18 protein-coding genes are annotated in these 24,190 nt (G+C 72.0%); 7 read left to right on the forward strand and 11 right to left on the reverse strand.

Annotated elements, in window-relative coordinates; genetic code table 11:
• Positions 1–144 precede the first annotated feature (144 nt).
• From ACWD1U_RS00330 to ACWD1U_RS00340, 3 genes are all read left to right on the forward strand, one after another.
• Positions 145–1,218, forward strand: a complete 1,074-nt coding sequence (locus ACWD1U_RS00330; RefSeq protein WP_451103433.1) for an ADP-ribosylglycohydrolase family protein — start codon at positions 145–147, stop codon at positions 1,216–1,218.
• Positions 1,219–1,500: 282 nt separating this feature from the next.
• Entirely contained in the window at positions 1,501–1,995 is a 495-nt protein-coding gene (locus ACWD1U_RS00335; RefSeq protein ID WP_451103434.1) for an NUDIX domain-containing protein, read from the forward strand.
• 79 nt (positions 1,996–2,074) lie between these two features.
• On the forward strand, positions 2,075–2,830 hold the full coding sequence (locus tag ACWD1U_RS00340; protein ID WP_451103435.1) for an SIR2 family NAD-dependent protein deacylase: 756 nt from the start codon (positions 2,075–2,077) through the stop codon (positions 2,828–2,830).
• Here the strand turns inward: ACWD1U_RS00340 and ACWD1U_RS00345 are convergent.
• The 3 genes from ACWD1U_RS00345 to ACWD1U_RS00355 are packed head-to-tail and all read right to left on the reverse strand — an operon-like array spanning position 2,790 to position 5,500.
• On the reverse strand, positions 2,790–3,503 hold the full coding sequence (locus ACWD1U_RS00345; RefSeq protein WP_451103436.1) for a bleomycin resistance protein: 714 nt from the start codon (positions 3,501–3,503) through the stop codon (positions 2,790–2,792). The genes ACWD1U_RS00340 and ACWD1U_RS00345 overlap by 41 nt on opposite strands.
• Positions 3,504–3,527: 24 nt before the next feature.
• Positions 3,528–4,022: a methylated-DNA--[protein]-cysteine S-methyltransferase gene (locus ACWD1U_RS00350; protein WP_451103437.1), complete on the reverse strand. Its 495-nt coding sequence runs from the start codon at positions 4,020–4,022 to the stop codon at positions 3,528–3,530.
• Positions 4,019–5,500 (reverse strand): AlkA N-terminal domain-containing protein, encoded by a 1,482-nt coding sequence (locus ACWD1U_RS00355; protein WP_451103949.1) that lies wholly within the window; start codon positions 5,498–5,500, stop codon positions 4,019–4,021. Before ACWD1U_RS00355 ends, ACWD1U_RS00350 begins: the two co-directional genes overlap by 4 nt.
• A gap of 144 nt (positions 5,501–5,644) precedes the next feature.
• Here ACWD1U_RS00355 and ACWD1U_RS00360 point away from each other — a divergent pair, with 144 nt between their 5' ends.
• Positions 5,645–6,007 (forward strand): ArsR/SmtB family transcription factor, encoded by a 363-nt coding sequence (locus tag ACWD1U_RS00360; RefSeq protein WP_451103438.1) that lies wholly within the window; start codon positions 5,645–5,647, stop codon positions 6,005–6,007.
• Between the two features lie 58 nt (positions 6,008–6,065).
• On the opposite strand, the gene ACWD1U_RS00365 is transcribed toward ACWD1U_RS00360, so the two are convergent.
• Positions 6,066–9,956 (reverse strand): glycoside hydrolase family 2 TIM barrel-domain containing protein, encoded by a 3,891-nt coding sequence (locus ACWD1U_RS00365; protein WP_451103439.1) that lies wholly within the window; start codon positions 9,954–9,956, stop codon positions 6,066–6,068.
• A gap of 223 nt (positions 9,957–10,179) precedes the next feature.
• Positions 10,180–11,010 carry an alpha/beta fold hydrolase gene (locus tag ACWD1U_RS00370; RefSeq protein WP_451103440.1) on the reverse strand — a complete coding sequence of 277 codons (831 nt, stop codon included), beginning with the start codon at positions 11,008–11,010 and terminating at the stop codon, positions 10,180–10,182.
• Positions 11,011–11,161: 151 nt separating this feature from the next.
• On the opposite strand from ACWD1U_RS00370, the gene ACWD1U_RS00375 reads away from it, so the two are divergent.
• On the forward strand, positions 11,162–13,207 hold the full coding sequence (locus tag ACWD1U_RS00375; RefSeq protein WP_451103441.1) for a SpoIIE family protein phosphatase: 2,046 nt from the start codon (positions 11,162–11,164) through the stop codon (positions 13,205–13,207).
• 259 nt (positions 13,208–13,466) lie between these two features.
• Here the strand turns inward: ACWD1U_RS00375 and ACWD1U_RS00380 are convergent, their stop codons facing one another.
• The 5 genes from ACWD1U_RS00380 to ACWD1U_RS00400 all read right to left on the reverse strand — a co-directional run bounded on the left by ACWD1U_RS00380 (position 13,467) and on the right by ACWD1U_RS00400 (position 19,229).
• Complete coding sequence (locus tag ACWD1U_RS00380) at positions 13,467–13,976, reverse strand: O-acetyl-ADP-ribose deacetylase (RefSeq protein WP_451103442.1); 510 nt, start codon at positions 13,974–13,976, stop codon at positions 13,467–13,469.
• The gene (locus ACWD1U_RS00385) at positions 13,973–15,382 is read right to left on the reverse strand and encodes a phytoene desaturase family protein (protein ID WP_451103443.1); all 1,410 of its coding nucleotides are present in this window, start codon (positions 15,380–15,382) and stop codon (positions 13,973–13,975) included. The genes ACWD1U_RS00380 and ACWD1U_RS00385 overlap by 4 nt, the downstream gene beginning before the upstream one ends.
• A gap of 180 nt (positions 15,383–15,562) precedes the next feature.
• Positions 15,563–16,408, reverse strand: a complete 846-nt coding sequence (locus ACWD1U_RS00390; protein ID WP_451103444.1) for an inositol monophosphatase family protein — start codon at positions 16,406–16,408, stop codon at positions 15,563–15,565.
• 84 nt (positions 16,409–16,492) lie between these two features.
• Positions 16,493–18,322: a gamma-glutamyltransferase family protein gene (locus ACWD1U_RS00395; protein WP_451103445.1), complete on the reverse strand. Its 1,830-nt coding sequence runs from the start codon at positions 18,320–18,322 to the stop codon at positions 16,493–16,495.
• Between the two features lie 736 nt (positions 18,323–19,058).
• On the reverse strand, positions 19,059–19,229 hold the full coding sequence (locus ACWD1U_RS00400; protein WP_451103446.1) for an SHOCT domain-containing protein: 171 nt from the start codon (positions 19,227–19,229) through the stop codon (positions 19,059–19,061).
• Positions 19,230–19,774: 545 nt separating this feature from the next.
• Here ACWD1U_RS00400 and ACWD1U_RS00405 point away from each other — a divergent pair.
• Positions 19,775–20,458, forward strand: coding sequence for an alpha/beta fold hydrolase (locus ACWD1U_RS00405; RefSeq protein ID WP_451103447.1), 684 nt, complete (start codon positions 19,775–19,777; stop codon positions 20,456–20,458).
• A gap of 780 nt (positions 20,459–21,238) precedes the next feature.
• A complete protein-coding gene (locus ACWD1U_RS00410; RefSeq protein WP_451103448.1) occupies positions 21,239–21,793 on the forward strand; it encodes a DUF4232 domain-containing protein in 555 nt (184 codons plus the stop codon).
• Positions 21,794–21,996: 203 nt separating this feature from the next.
• On the opposite strand, the gene ACWD1U_RS00415 is transcribed toward ACWD1U_RS00410, so the two are convergent.
• The gene (locus tag ACWD1U_RS00415) at positions 21,997–24,129 is read right to left on the reverse strand and encodes an alpha-galactosidase (RefSeq protein WP_451103449.1); all 2,133 of its coding nucleotides are present in this window, start codon (positions 24,127–24,129) and stop codon (positions 21,997–21,999) included.
• Positions 24,130–24,190 lie beyond the last annotated feature (61 nt).

The raw sequence follows: 24,190 nt of genomic DNA on the forward strand, positions 1-24,190 counted from the left end.
GACACGCCCGCCGTCAGCACCACGCCGTGGACCGATGCCCTCAGGGCGCCGGGAACCGCGCGACCGGCCACGACACGCCCGCAGCCGCGAAACACGTCGCAGCCGCCACCCGGGACGTCCCGCCGAAACGGGTAGACCGTAACCATGACCCTCGCGCGCACCGAGACACACCTCGCCGACCGCATTCTCGGCGGCTGGCAGGGCCGCATCGCGGGCAACATGCTCGGCAAGCCGGTCGAACAGGGCGAGGTCTGGACCCGCGACCGCATCGACCACTATCTGCGGCAGGCCGCCGCCCTGCCCCTGACCGACTACCTCCCCGAGCCGATCACCGACAGCGACGGCTTCGAGCTGCGCCCCGAATGGCGCCAGTGCGTACGCGGCCGCATCCACGGCAGCTGCCGTGACGACGACGTCGACTACGCGATCCTCGGCCTCGACCTGCTGGAGACGCACGGCTTCGGCTTCAGCACGGAGCAGGTGGGCGACCTGTGGCTGCTGCGGCTGCCGTATCTGCAGACGTTCACCGCCGAGCGGGCCGCCTACCGCAACCTCGCCAACGGGCTGAAGCCCCCGCTGACCGCCACGTACGACAACCCCTACCAGGAGTGGATCGGCGCCCTCATCCGGGCCGACGTCTTCGGCTGGACCTGCCCGGGCGTGCCGCGCAGGGCCGCCTCGCTGGCCCGGCGGGACGCGGTGCTGTCGCACACCGGCAACGGTGTCTACGGGGCGATGTGGGCGGCGGCACTGATCGCGGCGGCGTTCACCGCGCCCACCGTGCGGCACGCCGTCGACGAGGCCCTGGCCGTGATCCCGGCGAGCAGCCGCCTCGCCCGCACGGTCCGCCGGGTGGTCTCGCTGCACGACACCCGGATGTCGTGGGAGGACACCCTCGGCACGGTCGCCGAGGAGACCCTCGGAATGGGCTGGATCCACACCGTCCCGAACGCGGCCGTCCTGACCGCCGGTCTGCTCTACGGCGACGGCGACTTCACCCGCACCATCACCCTGACCGTCCGCGGCGGCCTCGACACCGACTCCAACGGCGCGACGGCGGGTTCGGTGGCGGGTGTGCTGGGCGGGGCGGCGGCCATCCCCGCGCAGTGGACGGTCCCGCTGGAGGACACGGTGCGCAGCGCGGTGTTCGGCTTCGACGGGGTACGGATCAGCGAACTGGCGGAGCGGACGCTGCGGCTGGCGGAGCGGGACGCCTGACCCGTGCGAACCGGCCATTGCCGGGGCGGGCCGGCCCGGCCGGCCGCGTCCTCCGCTTCGCCGCTCACGGCCGCGCGTCGGCTCAGCACCGGCTGTCGCTCCTCGGGCCCCTGTCCTGCTCCGCTTGGAAGCGCTTGCCCCCAGGCTGGTTCCGTCCAGGCTTCGCCTGCGCACCGGTGACCGCGAAGACGGGCTCGTCCTCCGGCAGCCCCTGCCTCGACTGCAAGTCCGGCTACGTCTTCCCGTGCGGACGATGCGGGTCGGGCTGGTTACCCTGCCTCGATGAGTACCTCTTCTGACTTCGCCGCCTACATCGCGTCCCTGCCCCGCGTACTGGCCGGCGCCGCCACGCTGTTCCGGGACGACGAGGGCCGTGTGCTGCTGGTCGAGCCCAACTACCGGGAGGGCTGGGCGCTGCCCGGCGGCACCGTCGAGTCCGACGACGGTGAGACCCCGCGGCAGGGAGCGCGGCGCGAGACGGCCGAGGAGATCGGCCTGGACCGGGAGCTCGGCCGGCTGCTGGCGGTGGACTGGGTGCACGGCACGGGCCGTCCGCCGCTGGTGGCGTACCTGTACGACGGCGGGGTGCTCGGTGAGGACGACTTCAAGGCGATCCGCCTGCAGGAGGAGGAGCTGCTGTCCTGGCGGCTGGTCCCCCGCGAGGAACTGCCCGCCCACCTGCCGGGCGCCCTCGGCCGCCGCGTCCTGACCGCCCTGGACGTCCTGGCCGAGGGCTCGGGCACGGCGGAACTGGAGAACGGGCACCGGGTCGGCTGACCGCCCACCGTTTCGACCCTCCGCGTCCCGTTCGATATCCGCTCGCCGCCGCCGCAGGGCCCGGCCTACCCTCGGTCACATGGCCAAGCCGCTCGTCGCCCTGCTCACCGGTGCCGGTATCAGCACGGACTCCGGGATTCCCGACTACCGCGGGCCGAACGGGCTGTGGCGGCGGGATCCGGAGGCGGAGAAGCTCGTCACGTACTCGTACTACATGGGTGATCCGGAGATCCGCCGCCGTTCGTGGCGGATGCGGCAGAAGAACCGGACGCTTCAGGCGGAACCCAACGCCGCGCACCGGGCGGTGGCGGAGCTGGAGCGGTCGGGGGTGCCGGTTCGGGTGATCACGCAGAACGTGGACGGGCTGCACCAGCTCGCCGGGATGCCCGCCCGCAAGGTTCTCGAACTGCACGGCACGGCGCGGACTGTCGTGTGCACCGGCTGCCATGCCCGGGGTTCGATGACGGACGCGCTCGCCCGCGTCGAGGCCGGTGAGCAGGATCCGCCGTGTCCGGAGTGCGGCGGGATCCTCAAGCCGGCGACGGTGATGTTCGGTGAGCCGCTCGACCCCGTCGTCCTCGGCGAGGCGGTCGCCATCAGCAAGGCCTGCCAGGTCTTCGTCGCCGTCGGCACGAGCCTCCAGGTACAGCCCGCCGCGGGGCTCGCCGGTGTCGCCGCCGACCACGGCGCCCGGCTGATCATCATCAACGCCGAACCGACGCCGTACGACGACCGTGCCGACGAGATCGTCCGCGATCCCATCGGCACGGCTCTGCCCGAGCTGCTGCGCGGTCTCATGTCCGAGGAGCGGCCCGCAGGTCCTCCAGGCGGGTGAGGGCGTCCCGGGCCGGCTCGCGTTCGGCGCCGGTGAGGTCGAGCGCGGCGGCCCGGGCGAGGGCGGTCGCCGCCGCCTCCTCGTCACCGAGCCGTCCGGCGACGTCCGCGCGCAGGACGAGGAGCTGCAGCAGCTGGACGCGCGTCGGCGTCTCGCCGGTCAGGCGCAGCACCCGGTCGACGACCTTGGCGGCGCCCGCCGCGTCCCCCTTGGAGTCCGCCAGGAGGGACGCGTGGTGCAGGGCCCGCGCGAACGTCTCCTCGGGGGCGGGTCCGTGGCGGCGCTCCTCGCTCGTGCGCTGCCCTACCCGGACGCAGTTGCCGCCCGGATCGGTCAGGAGGAACTGCCGCACGCCGTACGACATGTCCTTCACCGGCCCGACCCGCGGCAGCCCCCGGGTCGGGATCCTGCCGTACGCCGCCTTGAGCCCGGCTCGGAACGCCTCGTAGAGGCCGTCGACATCGTCGGTCAGGACGTAGCAGGTGCTGATCGAGCCGGTGGGCTCGTAGTGCTTCATCGCGAAGAACTGCAGCTCGATGCCGCCGCGTACGACGACGGCGTACGGGTTGGGGCTGCGCTGTTCGTACGTCACCTCGAAGCCGAGGGCGGTGTAGAAGTCGACGACGGGCTGGAGGGTCCGGCACGGCAGGATCGGGATCGTCTTCTCCGGCATGAGACCCAGTCTAGTCAAATTTGATCAGAGAGGGGCCGGGAAGAGGGCGGCTCCCCGCTCGAAGTCCAGCAGGCGCTGCTTGCGCTCAAGCCCGCCGCCGTATCCCGTGAGGCCGCCGTTCGCGCCGATCACGCGGTGGCAGGGGATGATGATGCCGACGGGGTTGCGGCCGTTGGCGAGGCCGACCGCGCGGGAGGCGTTGGGGGCGCCGAGGGCGTCGGCGAGCCGGCCGTAGGTGCGCGTCTCGCCGTACGGGATGCGGCGCAGCCGGTCCCAGACCATGCGCTGGAACGGGGTCCCGGTCAGGCGCAGTTCGACGGTGAACTCCGTGAGCTCGCCGGCGAAGTAGGCCTTCAGCTGCTCCTTCGTCTCGGCGAAGGGGGTGTCGTCGTGAGGGCCGAAGGTCTCCTCCGGCGGGCGGTGGCGCTGGTCGGTCATGTAGAGGCCGCACAGGACCCCGTCGTCGGCGACGAGGGTGAGGGGTCCGTACGGGCTGTCGGTCACGGTGTGCTGCTTCATGGACGTCCCTGAACCGGAAGGAAGTTGATCGGGTGGCTGTCGGTCGCCCAGAGGTACTGGACCGCGTACGCCCGCCAGGGTCGCCAGGCCGCCGCGCGGGCGGTGAGCGCGGCGGGCGTGGACGGCAGGCCCAGCTCCCGGGCGGCGCGGCGGACGCCGAGGTCGGTGGGCAGGAAGGCGTCGGGGTCGCCGAGGGCGCGCATGGCGATGACGTCGGCCGTCCAGGGGCCGAAGCCGGGCAGCGTGAGGAGCCGCTCGCGGATCTGCGGCCAGTCGCTGTCCGCGCCGAGGCGGAGATCGCCGTCGGCGAGGGCGTGGACCAGGGTGGTGAAGGTCGTGCGGCGGGTGCGGGGCATCGCCAGGGTCTCGGGGTCCAGTGCCGCGAGCCCCTCGGGGGCCGGGAAGAGGTGGGTGAGGCCGCCCTCGGGGTCGTCGACCGGCTCGCCGTGCGCGGTGACCAGGCGGGCGGCGTGGGTGCGGGCGGCGGCGGTGGAGACCTGCTGGCCGAGCACGGCCCGGACGGCGAACTCCGCCTCGTCCGCCGTGCGCGGGACGCGCCGGCCCGGTGCCTTGTCCACGAGGGGTGCGAGGACCGGGTCCGTGCGGAGCAGGTCGTCGATCGCGACCGGGTCGGCGTCCAGGTCGAGCAGCCGGCGGCAACGGCTGATGGCGACGGTCAGATCGCGCAGGTCGCTGAGGGTGAGGCGGCAGGCGATGTGGTCGGGGTTCGGAGTGAGAGCCACGATGCCGTGGCCGTACGGCAGCCGCAGCGTGCGCCGGTAGGAGCCGTCCCGCCACTCCTCCACGCCGGGCACGGCCGTCGCGGCGAGGTGGCCGAAGAGGTTGTCGGGGTTGAGGGGGGTGCGGAACGGCAGCCGCAGGGACAGCGCCCCGGGCGTGCTCGCGCCTTGCCGCTTCGGGGCGCGGGCGCGCAGCTCGCTCGGGGACAGGGCGAAGACCTCGCGGACCGTGTCGTTGAAAGTGCGGATCGAGGCGAATCCGGCTGCGAAGGCGATCTGCGCCATCGGCAGCGTCGTGGTCTCGATGAGCAGCCGGGCGGTCTGGGCGCGCTGGGCGCGGGCGAGCGCGAGCGGGCCGGCGCCCAGTTCGGCGAGCAGTTGCCGCTCGACCTGCCGGCTGCTGTAGCCGAGGCGGCCGGCGAGGCCGGGCACGCCTTCGCGGTCCACGACTCCGTCGGCGATCAGGCGCACGGCACGGGCCACGAGGTCGGCGCGCTGGTTCCACTCCGGGGAACCGGGGCTGGTGTCGGGCCGGCAGCGCTTGCAGGCCCGGAACCCGGCCTGCTGACAGGCCGCCGCGCTCGCGTGGAAGACCATGTTCTCCGGCTTGGGCGGCACCACCGGGCAGCTGGGACGGCAGTAGACGCCGGTCGTCAGGACGGCCGTGAAGAACCATCCGTCGAACCGCGCGTCCTTGGATCGGACGGCGCGCACGCAGCGCTCGGTGTCGGTGTGCATCCCCATCTGCATGGGTCCAGCATCGGGCACCGGGCCGGCACGGAGCTGGCGAGAATCCGACATCGACGTGCCCGGCCCGTACCGTCCCACCGGAACAGATGAAGATTCATTCATGTGTTCGTGCGAGACCGGTACGATGACGTCATGGGTCATGGAGCCGTCATTCCCGCGCAGGACGCCACCGAGCGCGTACGCCTGGACGCGGACAACGTCGCGAAGGTCGCCACCACGCTCCAGGCCCTGTCCACGCCCTCCCGGCTGCTGATCCTGGCCCGCCTGCGCGAAGGCCCGCTGCCGGCCACGGAGCTGGCCGCCGAGGTGGGCATGGAGCAGTCCGCCTGCTCCCATCAGCTGCGGCTGCTGCGCAACCTGGGGCTGGTCGTCGGCGAGCGCCGGGGCCGTTCGGTGGTGTACGCGCTGCACGACCACCATGTCGCCGAGCTGCTCGACCAAGCCGTGTACCACGTGGAGCATCTGCGCCTGGGCATCAGCGACACCGCCGACTGAGAAACCACCGGCGTACGGCCGGGGGCAGGAAGCGCCGCCCGGCCGTACGCCGTCTGGCCTACTCCGTGGCCGTCGGCCGTCGCGAGGCCTCCATCGCCTGACTCACACGCGCGAGCGGACGCAACCGGTAGGTGTACGCGTAGTCGCGGTCGGCGAACAGCTTGAACTCGTCGTGCGGGTGCGCGCCCCAGCTGTCGTCGCCGCCCACGCCCGTCTGCCGGTGGTTGAGCCGCAGGACCACGGCGTCTCGGGGGGTGAGCTGATAGTCGTGGCGGGCCCCGACCGACAGGTCCTCGGGGGTGAAGTGCGAGGCGTTGACCTCCAGGAGCGGCTCACCGGAGACGAGCAGACCGCGTCCGCTGCCGTCCGTCAGCGCGGCCCAGCGGACATCGGTCTTGTTGCCGTTCTCCTGGGGGCGCAGGTAGGAGGTCCACTGCCCGGCGACGGTGCCGGAGTACAGGCCGACGTCGGTGGCGTTGTTGCGGTCCCACATGTTCTCCTCGGGGCCCCGGCCGTAGTAGTGCAGCCGGTCCAGGCGCCGCGGCAGGAACAGCAGGGTGCCGACCTCGGGGATGTAGGGCAGGTTCGACGCACCCGGACGCAGGGTGTTGTCGACCTTGATCTCGCCGTTGCCGAAGACCGTGTACGTGGTGCTGAACGCGGACTCCGTGGCGGTGGGCAGCGTCCCGGTGAAGGTGATCTCGACGGCCCGGTCGTCCAGGGGCCGCACCCGGGCGTTCGTCACCTTCCGCTTCGCTCCGGCGTCGCGCCACGTCTGGTTGCGGGTGTGGTGGCCGTTGCCCCGGTCGTTGTCGGTGGGCGCACGCCAGAAGTTCGGGACGGGTCCGGAGGTGATGAGCCGGTCGCCGCCCGCCTCGTAGGACGTGAGGGTGCCGGTGCTCTTGTCGACGGTGACCGAGAAGCCCTTACCCCTGACGGTGACGGTCTTGTCGCCGTCGGTGTGGCGCAGGGCGGGCACGCTGTGCAGCAGCGCCGGCTTCACGGCCGGGGCGCCCGCGTCGAGGGCGAGCTGCTGCTTGGCCACCTCGAACCCCGCCTCGGCCCACTTGGTGCGTTCCCTGGTGGTGAAGGAGAGCTGCAGGAAGTACTCGGTGCCGGGTTCGGGCTCGGCCGGCAGCCGCACCGGCACGTCGATGTCCTTACTGGTCAGCGGTGCGACGTTCAGCTGGTCGCGGGTCAGCCGGCCGCGCTGGACGATCTTGCCGTCGGCGAGGAGGGACCAACGGCCTTCGAACTCCCGGAGGTTGGTGAACAAGTACTCGTTGGTGAGCCTGACGGCACCGGGGCCGCCCGAGGCCGTAGCGGCGTTGATGGCCTGGTAGATCTGCTTGACCTCGGCGGACTTGCCCGTGAGACCGCGGTCGGCGGTGATGATGCCGTCACCGGCGAAGGCGCCGTCGTTGGGGTTGTCGCCCCAGTCCCCGCCGTAGGCGTAGAACGTCTTGTCGCGCGGGCGCTTCTCGGTGAGGCCGGCGGTGGCGGCGTCGAACCAGAAGCGCACGCCCTCGTCGTCCGGGCCGCGGGTGTCCGAAGCCAGCTCCGCGGCGCTGAGGGCGCGGGCGTACACGCGGGCCCGGCGGATGGTGCCGCTGAACTCCCGGGTCGGGTTGTCCACGTCGGTGGCGAGCGTCAGGGACGCCGTGTTGCCTCCGGGGCGCCGGGTGGTGGTCCGGGTGCCGCGCACCTGGCCGTCGACGTAGAGGGTGAGCGTGCCCGCGTCGGCGTCGAAGACACCGGCGATGTGGTGCTCCTTGCCGGTCCAGCCGTCGGGCAGTGCCCAGCTCGCGGTGACCCACTGGCCGCCGCCGTGGATGAAGAACTCGAGGTTCTTGTCGGTCTGCTTGAGGGCGTAGTGGGTGTCGCCCTTGGCGAGGATCGGCTGATGGCCGCCGGTGACGTTCGGGGTGACCCAGGCCTCCAGGGTGAGGGAGCCGGTGAGGTCGAGGCGGGGGTCGCGGGCGAAGACGGTGCCGCCGGAGACGCCCTTGGCGCGGTCGAAGGTGCCGGCGGGCGCCACGATCTCGCCGCGCAGCGCGCCCGGGCCCGACTCGGTCAGCAGCTTGCGGGTCGGCGTGGGCCAGCTGAGTGCCTGGTCGGCGAAGTCCCAGATCCAGCCGCCCTGGAGAACGTCGTAGCGGCGGACGATGTCCCAGTACTTCTTGAAGTTGCCGTTGGAGTTCCCCATGCCGTGGGAGTACTCGATCATCACGTACGGCCGGGTGTCGCTCGTGTCCTTGGCGCGCTGCTCGACCCGCTGCGGCTTGTCGTACATCTCGGAGCGGATGTCGCTGATGCCGGGGCGGTCGTCGCCCTCGTACTGGATGACGCGGGTGGGGTCGTAGGAGCGGATCCAGTCGTACATGGCGTTGAAGGTGGTGCCGCCGCCCGCCTCGTTGCCGAGGGACCAGATGACCACCGAGGCGTGGTTCTTGTCCCGGTGGACCATGTTCTGGGCGCGGACCACGCACGCCTCGGTCCACTCGGGCCGGCCGCTGCCGGGGTACTTGTCGCGGATGCCGTGGGTCTCGAGGTTGGTCTCGTCGACGAGGTACACGCCGTACTCGTCCGCGAGTTCCAGCCACAGCGGGTTGTTGGGGTAGTGCGAGGTGCGGACGCTGTTGATGTTGAGCCGCTTGATGATCTCGATGTCCTCGATCATCTGCGCACGGGTGATCGCCGAACCGGTGACCGGGTGCATCTCGTGCCGGTTGATGCCGCGGAAGGAGACCGGCCGGCCGTTGATGCGCATCAGACCGTCCTTGAGCGCGAACTCGCGGAAGCCGACCCGGTGCGAGAGGGTCTCGACCACCTTGCCGGCCGGGTCGCGCAGCCGCAGTACGGCGGTGTAGAGGTTCGGGTGCTCGGCCGACCAGAGTTTCGGCGACGGGACGGCTCGGGACGCCTCGACGGTGGCCTCGTCGCCGTCCGGGACGCTGACGGGCTGGTTCAGCGGCCGGGACCACACGGCGTGGCCACGGGCGTCGTACAACTGGGTCTCGACGGTGTAGCGGCCCGCGCCCTTGCCGCCGTAGTCGCGCACGTGCGCGGTGACCTTGAGTTCGGCGGAGGTGTAGTCGTCGCCGAGCGGGGTGTCGAGCTTGAAGTCGCGCAGGTGCACGTTCGGCGTGGAGTACAGGTGGACCGAGCGGAAGATGCCGCTCAGCCGGATCATGTCCTGGTCCTCCAGCCACTCCGCGTCGGAGTAGCGGTACACCTCGACGGCGATCTGGTTGGTACCCGGCTTGAGGTGGGCGGTGATGTCGTACTCGGCGGAGGTGTAGGAGTCCTCGTGGTAGCCCACCAACTCGCCGTTGATCCACACGTAGTGGGCGGACTTGACGCCCTCGAAGTGCAGGAAGGTGCGCCGGCCCTTCCAGTCGCGCGGGACGCTGAACGTACGGCGGTACTGGCCGACGGGGTTGTAGCGGGTGGGAGCCGCCGGCGGCTGGGCGTTCTCGCCGCCGCCGTTGGGGCCCCACCAGGGGTAGGTGATGTTGACGTAGATCGGGAAGTCGTAGCCGTGCAGCTGCCAGGCCGAGGGCACGGGGATGGTGTCCCAGCCGGAGTCGTCGACGTCGGTGCGGTGGAAGTCGGGGTCCCGGTCGTCGGGGCGGTCCGCGTAGGCGAACTTCCACGTGCCGTCGAGGCTCAGCCGGTAGGGCGAGCGCTCGCGGTCACCGTCCAGGGCCTGCCGGAGGTTCGCGTAGGGCATGAGCGTGGTGTGCGGCGGCTGGGTGCCCAAGCGGTACACGGCCAGGCCGTCGTTCCACTCCGGAGGGCCGTCCGCCGCCGGACGCCGGCCGGCCGCGTACGCCGCGGCGGGCGACGCGGACAGGGCGAGCGCGCCGAGGGCGGCGGCGCCCCCTTCGAGCAGACGACGACGGCTGACGACGGGCCGGTCGGCGGGGGACGGGAGGGGGTGCGGCATGACCGTGGCCTTCCTCGGTTCGACAGGGTGCTGCACGGACTGAGGGCACGTCAGATACGGTCCCCAACTGCCCACCCACGGTGGCTGTTTCTGTTGGGACGCGAGCAACTGACGGTGACGGAGCAACTGCTGAGCAGGCACACCCTAGGACTCGAACACAACCGAAGCAATGACCCCGTCGGACTTTGTGCGGTCCTGATGGTTCTGCGATCCCAGACGACCTTCAGGCCCTGAGGAAGGCGAGCAACTCGCTCGTCAGCCGCGCCGGCGCGTCCAGCGGGACGAGGTGTCCGGCCTCCGGTACGGGCACCAGCCGGGCACCGGGAATCAGGCCGGACAGTTCCTGCCCCTTGGCGAAGGGGATCCAGGTGTCCTCGGTTCCCCAGCAGACCGTGACGGGCAGGTCGAGCGCCGGGTACAGCGGCTGGATCTCGTCGGTGTAGCGCTGGTCGGCCTGTGCGATCTGCCGGTAGAAGGCGGCCTGCCCCCGCTCCCCCGTCCAGGGGCCGACCAGAGCGTCGAGCGCGGCCGGGCGAAGGCCGAGGTGGCTCGCGGAGGTGACGTACTCGCGTACCAGAGCCTCGTGCAGCGCGGCCGGGAGCTGCTCGAAGACGTGGCTGTGCTCCCCGACCAGCCGGAAGAAGGGGGAACCCCAGGGCTCCAGCGCGACGGCGTCGACCAGCGCGAGCCGCCGGTAGCGGGCCCCGTGCAGCAGATGGGCGCGCAGGGCCACGCATCCACCGAAGTCGTGCGCGACGACGGACGGCTCCGTCAGTCCCCAATGCGCGAGCAGCTCGGTGAAGATCCGGCCCTGGGCACCCAGCGAGACATCCTGGTCCGGGTGCATATCGGAGGTGCCGTAGCCCGCCATGTCCCACACGTGCACGTGGTGGCCGGCGGCTGCGAACGCGGGAGCGATCTCGTGCCAGACGTACGAGGAGAAGGGCGTCCCGTGCAGCAGCACGACCGGCTCGCCGCCGGGATCCCCGAACCGGTCCCAGCGCACGGCCCCCGACGCGGTGGCCAGGCTCTCCCGCAAGGTCCAGTCACCCACGACGCCGCTCCCTCCCCCGGGGGTGGCGACCCGGGATAAATTGTCATTTCGGCGCGACAGTGCCGCTCCCGCGACCGTAATGTGACCTCATCGGACAGCCTGCGCAACAGATCTTGGCCGGACCTTTGCCGCGCCGGAAGGAGCGGCTCGCATGAACGGGTATGCGACCTCGGATCGCGAGGGCGTCACGGCCGCGCCCGGCGGGCTGCTGGGCCTGCTGAAGGTCGCGGCCGTGGTTCTGGACGGGTCCGGGCACATCGCCCTATGGAGCCCCGAGATCGAGCAGCTGCTCGGCTACACCGCGGAGGAGGCCCTGCGGCAGCGCGCCGACACACTCCTCGTCTCCCCCGAGAACCGGCTCCGCGGCAGGGAGTTGTTCGCCCAGGTCAGCTCGGGGGACCGCTGGGACGGTGTCTTCCCGCTGCGGCACCGCGACGGCACGGAACGCGCCGTGGAGTTCCGCACCATGCGACTCCTCGACAGCGAGGGACAGCCCCATCTGCTGGGTCTGGCCACGGACGCGACGACCGTGCGGAACGTGGAGCGTGACCTCGCCCTCTCGCACAGTCTCGTCAACCAGACCCCGCTCGGCATCGCCGTCTTCGGCAACGACCTGCGCTGGGTCGGGGTCAACCCGGCCCTCGAGCGGATGAACGGCGTGCCCGAGGAGGACCTGCTGGGCCGCCGGGTCGGCGAGGTGCTCCCGGGCCTGGACGTGGAGGCCATCGAGGCCCGGATGCGGCATGTGCTGGAGACCGGCAGACCCCTGCTCGACCAGCAGACCGTCGGCCGTACGGTCGCGGACCTCGAGGACCGCGCCTACTCGGAGTCGTACCACCGCATCGAGGACACCGACGGCAGGGTGCTGGGCCTCGCGATGGCCGTTCTGGACGTCACCGAGCGGCAGCAGGCCGCGGCCGAGGTCGCGCAGGCACGCCAGCACCTGTCGGTGATCGCCGACGCGGGGGTGAAGATCGGTACGACGCTGGACCTCCGGCAGACCGCCCGGGAGCTGGCCGACGTGGTCGTACCGCACCTCGCGGATCTCGCGGCCGTCGACGTCCTGGAGTCGGTCGTGGCCCACGGCACCATCGCGCCCGTGACGGGCAGCGCCCCCGCCGAGTTCCGGGCGCTGGCCGTGGCGGCCGGCTACCCGACCGATGCCATCCACGCCGCCGACCCGGTGGGCGAGCTGGCCACGTACGGTTCGTCGCGGGTCATCACGCAGTGCGTGCGCAGTGCCCGCCCGGTGCTGGTCGAGCGCGTGGACAGCAGGATGTTGCGGCGCCTCGCCCGGGACGCCCGGGCCGCCCAGGCCCTGCACGAGGCCGGTGCCCACTCCTACCTGGCGCTGCCGCTGATGGCCCGGGGCAAGGTGCTCGGCACGCTGTCGCTCTACCGCACGGTCAATGAGCGCCCCTTCGACGACCGGGACCGGGTGCTCGCCTCGGAACTCGCCGCCCGCGCCGCGATCTGCATAGACAACGCCCGCCTCTACGGCCGGGAGCGCGGCACCGCCCTGACCCTGCAGCGCAGTCTGCTCCCGAGCACGCCCGCCGAGCAGGAGGGGCTCGACATCGCCGCCCGCTACCGCCCGGCCCTCAGCGAGGTCGGCGGCGACTGGTACGACGTGCTGCCGCTGGGCCCCGGGCGCACCGGGCTCGTCGTGGGGGACGTCATGGGCAAGGGCGTCCAGGCCGCCGCGATCATGGGGCAGCTCAGCACGGCGACCCGGGCGCTGGCCCGCCTCGACCTGCCGCCCGCCGAACTGCTGCGGCACCTCGACGACATCGCCGGCTCGCTCGGCGACGCGATCGCCACGTGCGTGTACGCCGTGTGCGACCTGGGACGCGGCACCTGCGCCCTGTCGAGTGCGGGTCATCTGCCGCCGGTGCTCGCGGGGGCGGACGGCAGCGCGAAACTGGTCGACGTGCCGGGCGGTGTGCCACTCGGGGTGGGCGGCGTGGACTTCGGCACCGTGGAGGTGGAGTTCGCGCCCGGTTCCCTGCTCGCCCTGTACACCGACGGGCTGGTCGAGAACCGCGGGGAGCCGATCGACACCGGCCTCGACACGCTGACGCGTCTCCTCCAGAACGCCGGCCCCAGCCTGCAGCGCACCAGCGACAGCCTCCTCAGCGCACTGAGCCCGGAGCCCGACGACGACGTGGCGCTGCTGCTGGTCCGTACACACGCCTGAACAAGGGACGAAGCGGAACACATCCGGTCGCTTCTCCGTCCCGGGCGCACGCCCGGCGACAGTCCGCGCGCCCTGCGCCCCGCTCCCACGTTCCTGAATCACACCTCCGACGACACCCCGCTGGTCGTGCCGGAGCCGCTGGGTGATCTTCCCGGCGTCAGGAACGCCGTACCGGAGAGCAGCTACGGCATCGTCCGGCCCGGCCGGGACCTGCTGCGGCGCTTCGAGCCGGAGCCCGTGTGAGTCCGCCTCCGATGGGTCAGCGGAGTTGCCCGGAGAACACCTCGTACGCCCGCTCGTCGAAGAGGACGAACCTGACGTCCTCGACCGCCGTGTCCGCCGCCCGCACGGTCTCGACCGCGATGCGGGCGCCGTCGTCCATCGGCCAGCCGTAGACGCCGGTGGAGATCGCCGGGAACGCGACCGAACGGGCGCCGAGTTCGTCGGCGACGCGGAGGGACTCGCGGTAGCAGGAGGTGAGGAGGGCGGAGCGGTCCTCGGTGGCGCTGAAGACGGGGCCGACGGTGTGGATGACCCAGCGGGCGTCCAGGTCGCCGGCGGTCGTGGCGACCGCCTGGCCGGTGGGCAGGCCCTTGCCGTAGTGCGAGGCGCGCAGTTTGCGGCATTCTTCCAGGATGGCGGGGCCGCCGCGCCGGTGGATCGCCCCGTCGACCCCTCCCCCGCCCAGCAGGGAGGAGTTGGCCGCGTTGACGATCGCGTCGACGCGCTCGCGGGTGATGTCGCCCCGGACGAGTTCGATGGTGGTCATGTCTGCCTCAGTCGCTTCCAGACGGCCTTCGCGGCGTTGTGCCCCGACATGCCGTGCACGCCGGGGCCGGGCGGGGTCGCCGACGAGCAGATGAACACGGCCGGGTGGGGGGTGTGGTACGGGAACGGAGTGAGCTTCGGGCGCAGCAGGAGCTGCAGGCCTGAGACCGCGCCGGAGGCGATGTCACCGCCGACGTAGTTGGCGTTGCGGGCGGCGAGCTCGGGCGGTCCGGCCGTGGCGCGGGCCAGGACCCGGTCGCGGAACCCGGGGGCGAACCGCTCCAGTTGGCGCTCGATGGCATCGGTGAGGTCGCCGGTCCAGCCGTGCGGGACGTGGCCGTAGGCCCAGAAGACGTGCTTGCCCGCCGGGGCCCGGGTGGGGTCGACGACGCTCGGCTGCACGGTGATCAGGAACGGCTTGTCCGGAGCCCGGCCCTCCCGGGACGCCGCCCGCAGCGCCGTGCCGATCTCCGCCCTGGTCGCGCCGATCTGCACCGTGCCGGCGGCGCGGGCCTCCTTCGCGGTCCACGGCACGGGGCCGTCCATCGCGTAGTCGACCTTGAAAACGCCGGGTCCGTAACGGTAGTCGGCGTAGTAGTCGCCGAAGCCGGCGATGCGGGCCAGCGCGGTGGGCGAGGTGTCGAAGACGTACGCCCGGGCCGGCGGCAGGTCGTCGAGGCGCTTGACCTCGTAGTCGGTGTGGACGCTGCCGCCGAGGTCCCGAAGATACCCGGCGAGGGCGTCCGAGATCGCCTGGGAGCCACCGCGGGCGACCGGCCAGCCGCGGGCGTGCGCCGCGAGGGCGAAGACCAGTCCGATGGCGCCGGTGGCGAAGCCGCCGAGCGGTGCCATGACATGGGCGACGAGGCCGGCGAACAGAGCCCTGGCCGGCTCGTCGCGGAAGCGGCGCATCAGCAGCGTCGACGGGGGCAGGCCGACGAGGCCGAAGCGGGCGAGGGTGACCGGGTCGCGGGGCAGTGCGGTCAGCGGCAGGGACATGAAGTCCCGGGCGAGGGTGTCCCACTTGGGCAGGAAGGGCTCGACGAGCCTGCGGTACGCGCCGGCGTCGCGCGGCCCGAAGGAGGCGGCCGTCTCCCCGACCGATCTCGACAGCACGGCCGCCGTGCCGTCCGGGAAGGGGTGCGCCATCGGCAGCTCGGCGTGCAGCCACTGCAGGCCGTAGCGCTCCAGCGGCAGAGCGCGGAACGCGGGCGAGTTGATGGCGAGGGGATGCGCCGCGGCGCACGGGTCGTGCCGGAAGCCGGGAAGGGTGAGCTCCTCGGTGCGGGCACCGCCGCCCACGGTGGAGCGGGCCTCGAAGACGGCGACGGAGAACCCGCGGCGGGCCAGTTCCACGGCCGCGGTCAGCCCGTTCGGCCCCGCACCCACCACGACGGCATCGAGCATTGACGGCACCTTCGGACCCCTTCGTCAGCCGATGGCCACTGAGGATCAGGATAGGCCCGGGGACCGGCCGTCACCGGCGGCGGGGGATTTCCGGCGCGAAGGGCGACTCCGCGGCGGCCGGAACCCTCGCGAGCGCACGGTGTGCGACCGCCCGTGTGCGGCACGCGACGGTCCCGGCGATCACGCCCCGTCCTGCAGCAGGGCCGTCACCCGGCGGGCCGTGGCCGTGTCGCGGGCCGCGGTGAACGGCAGGGCGTTGCCGCCCGTGATGCGGAACGGCTCGCCCGTGCGGGTCAGGTGGGCGCCGCCCGCCTCCTCCACCAGGAGCAGACCGGCCGCGTGGTCCCAGGCGGCTTCCCAGGAGAAGGCCGTGGCGTCCGACTCGCCCCGGGCGACGGCGAGGTACTCCAGGCCGGCCGAGCCGCACGGGCGTGGTGCCACACCCTCGGTGCGCAGGCCGAGCAGGGCGTGCTTCTGCTCGTCCGTGGTGTAGTCCGGGTGGGAGGTGGCCACGCGGAGGGCCCGGCCGGGCTCCGGTACACCGGCGAACAGCCGCTCCCCGTCGAGCCAGGCGCCCTTGCCGCGGACGGCGGTGGCGAGCCGGTCGCGGGCGGGTGCGTACGTCCAGGACGCGAGCAGGGTGCCGCCGAGCGCCAGCGCCACCAGGGTGCAGAACCCGGCCTCGCCGCGCACGAACTGGCGTGTGCCGTCGACCGGGTCGACGATCCAGACCGGGGCGTCGCCGCGGATGGCCTCGTACGACGCGGGGTTGGCATGGACCGCCTCCTCGCCGACCACGACCGAGCCGGGCAGCAGGGCCGTCAAGGCATCCGTCAGGTACAGCTCGGCCTTGCGGTCGGCGTCGGTCACCAGGTCGTGCGGGCCGCTCTTCTCGTCCACCTCGTGCGCGGCGAGCCGGCGCCAGCGCGGCATGATCTCGCCGGCTGCCGCCTTGCGGATCGCCTCCTCGACGTCGGAGGCGCGCCGTGCGAGAAACTCTTCGATGGTTTCGTTGCTGTCGATCACCCCTCCATCACAACACGTGCCACTGACAATCCCCACCCGCCAGGGGCACTGCGGGTGGCATCGCGATGAACAGCGCCCCGCCGGTCACCGGCCGACGGCGTACCCCTGCATGCCGCGCGGGTTCGCAGCCGCCGACAGCACGCCCGTCTCCGGGTCTCGTGCGACCGCGCACAGCCGGCCCTCCGACCAGGGGCCGCCGACGGTCACCTCGTGGCCGCGCCGCCGCAGCTCCTCGACGACGGCCGGGTCGGTGCGGGACTCCACGGTCACGCTGCCCGGGCGCATGCCGCGCGGATAGAAGGAGCCGGGGAAGCTGTCGTTGTGCCAGTTCGGGGCGTCGATGGCGCCCTGGAGGTCGAGGCCGCCGCGCACCCGGGCGCGCAGCGCGACCGCCAGGAGGAAGTGCAGCTGCCACTGGTCCTGCTGGTCCCCGCCGGGCGTGCCGAACGCCATGACGGGCACGCCCTCGCGCAGGGCGATCGAGGGCGTCAGGGTGGTGCGGGGGCGGCGGCCGGGGGTGAGGGAGTTGGGCAGGCCTTCCTCCAGCCAGGCCATTTGGAGCCGGGTGCCGAGCGGGAAGCCGAGTTCGGGTACGACGGGGTTGGACTGGAGCCAGCCTCCACTGGGCGTGGCCGAGACCAGGTTGCCCCAGCGGTCGACGACGTCGAGGTGGCAGGTGTCGCCCCGGGTGGTCCCGTCGGCGAGGACCTCCGGTTCGCCCGGCACGGGGGACACCGGGCTCCTGGCGACGGTCGGCTCGCCGATGCCGAGGGCGTCGTGGCCCTCCTGCGCGGCGGTCGCCACGCGCGCGTGCGCACAGAGCCGCGGGGTGCGGCCGCCGGGGCTGCCGGGCCGCAGGTCCAGGTCGGCCCGCTCGCCGACGAGGCCCCGGCGGGCCGCGTTGTACCGGTCGGACAGCAGGTCCTCGAGCGGCACGTCGGCGGCGTCCCCGTACCAGGCCTCGCGGTCGGCCATGGCGAGCTTGCAGTTCTCGATCAGGAGGTGGACGTAGTCGGCCGAGCCGTACGGGGGCAGCTCGGGCGGGAGGAGGGCGAGCTGCTGGAGCAGGACCGGGCCCTGGCTCCAGGGGCCGGGCTTGCACACGGTCCAGCCGTTCCAGTCGTACGTCACCGGCGCCTCGTAGCCGGCGGACCAGGCGGCGAGGTCGGCTGCCGTGAGGGTGCCGGTGTGGTGGGTGCCGCTGGTGTCGAGGGTGGGGCGGGTGGCCTGCCGTACGAGGGCGTCGGCGATGAATCCGGTGCGCCACACCTCCCGCACGGCCTCGATCCGCGCCTCCCGGTCGCCGGCCCCGGCGGTCTCGGCGAGCAGCCGCTTCCAGGTGGCGGCGAGCGCGGGATTGCGGAAGAGCTCGCCGGGGCGGGGGGCCTTCCCACCGGGCAGGTACACGTCCGCCGACGAGGTCCATTCCGTCTCGAACAGCTCCCGCACGGTCTCGACGGTCTCACCGACGCGCTCCACGGGAGCGTGCCCGTGGTCGGCGTATCCGATGGCGTACTTCAGGACGTCGTCGAGGGACTTGGTGCCGTGGTCGCGCAGCAGCAGCATCCAGGCGTCGAAGGCTCCCGGCACGGCGGCGGCGAGCGGCCCGGTGCCGGGGACGAGGTCCAGTCCGAGACTCCGGTAGTGCGCGACGCTCGCCCCGCCCGGCGCGACGCCCTGCCCGCACAGCACCCGGACCTCGCCGCCGGCCGGGGCGAGCAGGATCGGCACCTCACCCGCCGGCCCGTTGAGGTGCGGCTCGACCACATGCAGCACGAAGGCCCCCGCCACGGCCGCGTCACAGGCGTTGCCGCCGCCCTCCAGCACGGCCATCGCCGACTGCGAGGCGAGCCAGTGCGTGGAGGACACCATGCCGAAGGATCCTTGAAGCGTGGGTCGGGTGGTGAACTGCATCCCTCACCTCGGTGTTCGCATGCGTCAGCCGGGCCCCTCAGTACTTCGGACGGCTCGGGGGGATCTGGGGAGTTGAGCTCGGCTCGGGTCGGCTCGATCAGGCAGCAGACTACCGAGGCACTGCCTGGCAGCAACATCACCCGACGACCAGCACGGGCGTGGCTTCAGCGGCGGAACCTGGCCGCGCGTTCCCCGCCAGGCACCGGGGACGCACCTCAATGCCGAACACCGCTACCGAGCGGCGTTCGCCTACGTGCAGTCCGAGCGGGCCAATCTCTACTTCGCCATGGAACCGCAGCGAAGGGCCGATGCGCCGGGCTGAGGCTGCGCAGCATGGCTGTCGCCCCCGGACTCACCCGTTCCCACGTGCTTACTGGCGGCGCCAACAGCACCCGGGCCGCGTACACGGGATCCTCACGCGCCTGCTCTTGCGCATCGCCTTCCGCCCCATACCAGACGGCGCCAATACCTCCCTGTACGCCTCAACCCTCCCCGAGCTGCCTGGGGGGAGCTAGGCCGTGCCCGATGGGCCGCTCCAGCTCCGTGGCGAGCCCGCCCTCCACAGCCGGGAACGTGCCACCCAGGGCTCTGCTACGGCCCACCAGTTGTGGGTGCTCTCGGAACAGCTCACCAGCGTGCACCACTCATTGCCCGCCGAACCGCCTTGGGTTTAGTTCCTCTGGAGGGACGGCCTCGGGGGCGCTGTGGCTGCCGTCGGAGTAGCCGCCCGATCCGGTCAGATACGCGCGAGGAGTTCCTGCTTCCAAGCAGTGAACTCCCCGGCGGTGAGTACGCCTGCGCCGTGCAGTGCACCGAGGTCGCGAAGCTGCGCGAAGACGTTCAGGAATCCGGCCCAGGGGACGACCTCGAACAGCTGGTCCGGCAGCAGGTCGATCTTCGGGAGCATTCTGCCGTCGACGACGAGACCGCCGGGAAATTGGAGCGCATGCCCTCGCGGCCTGACCCGCGCCGAACGGTCGCGATCACGCCGAGATGAACGGCTCCGTCAGATGCGGCGTCGCCAGGTGCAGCGTGGTGGCGGTTTCGCGGCCGAGGGGAACGCTGGGGGACATGGCCTGGATCCTGCCACGCCTGGATCCACACCCGACTGTCCTCTCAGAATGAGTAGTTCTGAGAGACCCGCGCCGTCCTCCGCCACCGCGACGTCACCAGCCGCGACGACCTGATCGACAGGGGTGGACACCTGGATCATTCAACGCAACGAACACGCCCGCCCCTTCCGCTGGACCTACCAAGGCGCTCCGCTCAAGGAAGCGACCTGTCCCCTCCACCTACTTGCGTGGAGCATCACTAGCGCTGTGACCACGTAGGTTCGCCGGGTCGGGTTGGGTCGAGCCGTTTTCAAGGATCGCACTCTGACCAGAGCCCGGTGTCAGAGCCTCCCGATAACGTGCCGGCAACCAGATCCGGCTCCTCTTCGGGAGAACCACCGTGGACATCCTGCTCATCGCCGGCTTGTGGCTCGACGGATCCGCCTGGGACGACGTCGTGCCCGAACTCACCGCGCTCGGCCACCATCCCGTGCCGCTCACCCTCCCGGGCCAGGGCGACGGCGCCGCCTCCGCGACCCTTGACGACCAGCTGGAAGCAGTGCTTGCCGAGGTTGACGCGGCGCCCGGAAAGCCGCTGGTGGTAGGGCACTCCGTAGCATCGACCCTGGCCTGGCTGGCCGCCGACGCGCGACCGGAGAAGGTGGCCAAGGTCGCCCTCATCGGCGGCTTCCCCGCCGCCGATGGGCGGGCCTACGCCGATCACTTCGCGATCGAGGGCGGCGTCATGCCCTTCCCGGGCTGGGATCCCTTCGAGGGCGCGGACGCCGCCGACCTGGACAAGCAGACCCGGGACCGCGTCGCGTCCGCCGCAGTTCCCGTCCCTGAGGCGGTCGCCAGGGGAGTCGTACGCCTGACCGACGAGCGACGGTTCCACGTCCCGGTTGTGGTTGTCTGCCCCGAGTTCACCCCCACCCAGGCCCGGGAATGGATCGCCGCCGGTGAGAGCCCTGAGCTCGCCCGCGCCACCCACCTTGAGTACGTGGACCTCGACTCGGGCCACTGGCCGATGGCCACCCGCCCTCGCGACCTCGCCCGCGTCCTGGCGGAGGCCGCCAACTCCTAGCGGTGCCGGGTTGCCTCGGAAGTGAGGCAGCGTGAGCGGGCGGACATGGTGCGCCTGGAGGCGTACGTCCGGGAGACGCTGCTGCCTCGCACCCACACCACGGCGCGGCGCCGAGTGCTGGAGGCGCTGGGCGAGTCCGACGGTCTGTGTACGGCGCGGACTGTGAGCTGGCCACCGAGGACGTCATCCTCCGCACGTGGAGGGCCGGGCACTACGACCTGGGCTACAACCGAACGGGGCGTGAAGCCGTTGCCTCGCCGACACTCGCGGCTCCCGGGTCGAGATCGGGCAGAACATCGGCCGCGCGCTCAGGCCCGACCGCCATGGCACCACGAGGGTGGAGTCGATCCGGCGCGTGTCAGCTCAGCCCGGAACGTTGCTTCAACTCCCGCAGTAACGCCGCGAAATCATTCGTCTCCTCAGTCGCCCCCACCAGTCCTCCATCTCATTCGGCGTCCCACGAACGGGACGTTCCCCCAGGTCACAGCCGGTGACAACATCCCAGCGTTCCGAAGCGCCCGCCTGGAATGGCGGCTGGGACGGAGCGTGGCACAGGCTTTGGTCATCCAAGCAGGCCGCCCCGGCCACTCGGTGACGGCGCTTTGGACTCTCTTGGAATCGGCACGAAGTCGGCCTTGATGCCGGGCCGTCGCACGGCAGCGTCCCGGCAGCCGGCCGGGCAGCGGCACTACCTACCAGCACGGCACACCAAGGCACGACTCGACCGTCTGCCAGGACCAGAAGATCACTTTTCGGAACATCACAGAAAGCAGTCTTTCCATGCGTATCGCCGACCGCTTCACCGCCCGCGCGGCCACCTCATCCATGGTCGTGGCCGCAGCCCTCTCGCTCGTCACCGTCCAGGCCGCGGGCCAGACCGCCTCCGCCGCCAACGCGAAGAAGGCCGCCTCGATCGTCGACTGCACGACGAAGAACACGAAGCTGACGGTCAAAGATGTCCCCCGCCCCATAAACCACCTGTTGCTCACGGTCACCAACACCGGCACCAAGCTCTGCAACGCCTACGGCGCGCCCTTCCTGGCCGCCGGCGCCGGCGCCCAGGCCGCCGTCCCGTGGCTGGAGTCCAGCCGGCCTCAGGCCGTGGTGACGCTGGCTCCCGGAGAGTCCGCGTACGCCGGCATCGGGACGTACACGCCCGACGGCTACGCGGGCCACACCGCCAAGACCCTCGGCGTGTCGTTCTCCAACAGGCAGCTGAACGGCTCGATCGGCGAGGGCATCACGCTGAAGCTGCCCAACGGGGGCGTGTACTTCAACAGTTCCAACTACGTCACCTACTGGCAGAGCGACGTGGACAACGCCCTGTTCGGCTGAGCCGTCCGGCGTCCCACGGCACGGTCACGGCGAGAGCGCGGTCAGGAGTGCGGGGCGAGCACGCCGGTGGTGGCGGTGCCGTGGGACGCGGAGCATGAGCGCGAGCAGGGGTACGCCTCGGACGCTGGGGCGGCAACCGTTCGCCTCCTGTCCCTTTCTGCCCGCCTTCGGCCCGGCCTGCTTCGTCCCTGGCGGCCGGGTCATCAGGCGGGCTCCCGTATCAGGTGCACCAGCGTGGACGCGTAGTCGTCCGTGGCGAGGTCCAGTTGCAGGCCGTGGCTGAGAAGGACGGCCCCGTGGTGCAGGGCTCCGCTGGCGGCGTCGCGGTAGCGGGCCGAGGGGTCGAGGGCGCGCAGCGGCAGGGCGGGGTCGTGGTGGCCGAAGTGCCGTGACCGCCGGAGGGCGATCACGGCGGCTTCCCGGCCGTCCGGGGCCAGGTACTGCACCGCGCTGAGTTCCCCGTCCCCCGGGGGTCGCAGTCGGTACTGCTCACCGAGCTGCACCAGGTGCCGTACGCGCTTGTACGCGGCGACGAGTTCGGCCGCGCGCACCAACTCCGCCTCGCTCCACCGGTTGAGGTCGCCGCCGACTCCCAGCACGCCGTTCATGGCGACGTGGAAGCGGAAGTCGAGTGGCACGCTGCGGCCCGTGTAGGGGTTGGGGCTGTCGGTGACCCAGGCGCCCATGACCCGCGACGGATACAGCTGGGAGAAGCCGTGCTGGATCTCGATGCGGTCCAGGGCGTCGGTGTTGTCGGACGTCCACACCTGGTCGGTACGGGCGAGGATGCCCAGGTCGAGTCGGCCGCCGCCGCTGCTGCACGTCTCGATGCGGAGACCGGGGTGGTCGTGGCGCAGCCTGTCGAGCAGGGTGTAGAGGTTGCGCGTGTGGTCGATCCACAGCCGGTCCGGGTCCGCCTCGGCGTCGGGCCAGCCGGCCTCGGTGAAGGGACGGTTCATGTCCCACTTGAGGAAGTCGATCGCGTACTCGGCCAGCAGCTCGTCGAGTCGTCCGTGCAGCCACGCGGCCACGTCGGGCCGGGCGAGGTTGAGCACCAGCTGGTTGCGGTGCTCGGTGCGGCGGCGGTGCGGGTGGTGGAGCACCCAGTCGGGGTGGGCGCGGTAGAGGTCGCTGTCGGGGTTGACCATCTCGGGCTCGACCCACAGGCCGAACCGCATGCCGAGGTCGTGCACCCGGTGGATGAGCGGGGTGAGGCCGTCGGGGAAGCGGTCGGGGTTGGGGGTCCAGTCGCCGAGTCCGGCGGCGTCGTGGGTGCGGGCGCCGAACCAGCCGTCGTCCATCACGAAGAGCTCGGCACCGAGTGCCGCGGCCTTCTCGGCCAGTTCGATCTGCCGGGTGACGTCGATGTCGAACTCGGTGGCTTCCCAGGAGTTGTAGAGCACCGGCCGCAGCTCCTCCGGGTGCGGCAGTACGTGGTCCAGCACGTGCCGGTGCCACAGGCGGCTGGCGGCTCCGAAGCCGCCCTCGGTGTACGCCCCGGCACAGACGGGGGTGGCCAGCTCCTCACCCGGCGCCAGTTCCCAGGTGACCGGGTCGTGGCCGAACCCCGCGGACAGGGTGGCCCGTTCCGTCGGCAGCCGCTGGGCGGTGAGCCGCCAGCTGCCGCTCCAGGCGAGGGCGCACGACCAGACGGCGCCGTGCACCTCGTCGGCTCCGCCGTCGTCGATCATGGCCCACGGGTTGGTCTGGTGTCCGGTGGTGCCGCGTCGGCTGGTGAGGACGGTCTCCCCGTAGGGCAGCGGGGTCCGGTTCAGTTGGGTCTCGGCGCACCACTGGCCCCGCACCTGGCTCAGACGGTACTCGCCCAGCCTGGGCAGCACCCAGGTGGCGGAGTCGGCGCGGACGATCGTGATCGTGCCGTCGGTCGGTGCGCCGGTGTGACGCAGGACCAGGTGGCGTTCGATGACGTCGCTGCCGGTCCGCAGGCGGTAGTGGGCCTCGAGGGTGAGCGGGTAATGCCGGTCGGCGAACCGCAGGACCATTTCCGTTCCGTCCTCGTGGTGCAGCACCTCCTCGCCCGCCGGGTGCGGTTCGAGGTCGCGCACGCCGTCCGGGAAGCGGACCTGGACGCCCGCGTGGGCGTAGCGCATCGCTCCCGCGGTGTCGAGGTCGAGGGTGCCGTCGGCGGGGTCCTCGAACGACCGGCGGCCGGGCTGGGGCCGGTCCAGGAGGGAGAGGGCCTGTTCGAGGGTGAGTCTGGGGCCCCAGTGCAGACCGCGCAGTCGGTGGCCGTCGTCGAGGTGGAGGACGTAGCTGGAGCCGGGTCCGGACAGGACCCACAGGCGGTGCTCGGGGTCGTGGGCGATGTTCGGCATTGCGGCCTTTCGGGCTGGCGCGGTCGCGGCGGGAACGGGGCGGTGGCATACGGGGAGAGAG

Source organism: Streptomyces sp. NPDC002788 (assembly GCF_053592115.1).

Bases quoted from the DNA above. Each gene is read 5' to 3' on its own strand.
- ACWD1U_RS00330 (WP_451103433.1), top strand. From the start codon at position 145: ATGACCCTCGCGCGCACCGAGACACACCTCGCCGACCGCATTCTCGGC.
- ACWD1U_RS00335 (WP_451103434.1), top strand. From the start codon at position 1,501: ATGAGTACCTCTTCTGACTTCGCCGCCTACATCGCGTCCCTGCCCCGC.
- ACWD1U_RS00340 (WP_451103435.1), top strand. From the start codon at position 2,075: ATGGCCAAGCCGCTCGTCGCCCTGCTCACCGGTGCCGGTATCAGCACG.
- ACWD1U_RS00345 (WP_451103436.1), bottom strand. From the start codon at position 3,503: ATGCCGGAGAAGACGATCCCGATCCTGCCGTGCCGGACCCTCCAGCCC.
- ACWD1U_RS00350 (WP_451103437.1), bottom strand. From the start codon at position 4,022: ATGAAGCAGCACACCGTGACCGACAGCCCGTACGGACCCCTCACCCTC.
- ACWD1U_RS00355 (WP_451103949.1), bottom strand. From the start codon at position 5,500: ATGCACACCGACACCGAGCGCTGCGTGCGCGCCGTCCGATCCAAGGAC.
- ACWD1U_RS00360 (WP_451103438.1), top strand. From the start codon at position 5,645: ATGGGTCATGGAGCCGTCATTCCCGCGCAGGACGCCACCGAGCGCGTA.
- ACWD1U_RS00365 (WP_451103439.1), bottom strand. From the start codon at position 9,956: ATGCCGCACCCCCTCCCGTCCCCCGCCGACCGGCCCGTCGTCAGCCGT.
- ACWD1U_RS00375 (WP_451103441.1), top strand. From the start codon at position 11,162: ATGAACGGGTATGCGACCTCGGATCGCGAGGGCGTCACGGCCGCGCCC.
- ACWD1U_RS00380 (WP_451103442.1), bottom strand. From the start codon at position 13,976: ATGACCACCATCGAACTCGTCCGGGGCGACATCACCCGCGAGCGCGTC.
- ACWD1U_RS00385 (WP_451103443.1), bottom strand. From the start codon at position 15,382: ATGCTCGATGCCGTCGTGGTGGGTGCGGGGCCGAACGGGCTGACCGCG.
- ACWD1U_RS00395 (WP_451103445.1), bottom strand. From the start codon at position 18,322: ATGCAGTTCACCACCCGACCCACGCTTCAAGGATCCTTCGGCATGGTG.
- ACWD1U_RS00400 (WP_451103446.1), bottom strand. From the start codon at position 19,229: ATGCTCCCGAAGATCGACCTGCTGCCGGACCAGCTGTTCGAGGTCGTC.
- ACWD1U_RS00410 (WP_451103448.1), top strand. From the start codon at position 21,239: ATGCGTATCGCCGACCGCTTCACCGCCCGCGCGGCCACCTCATCCATG.
- ACWD1U_RS00415 (WP_451103449.1), bottom strand. From the start codon at position 24,129: ATGCCGAACATCGCCCACGACCCCGAGCACCGCCTGTGGGTCCTGTCC.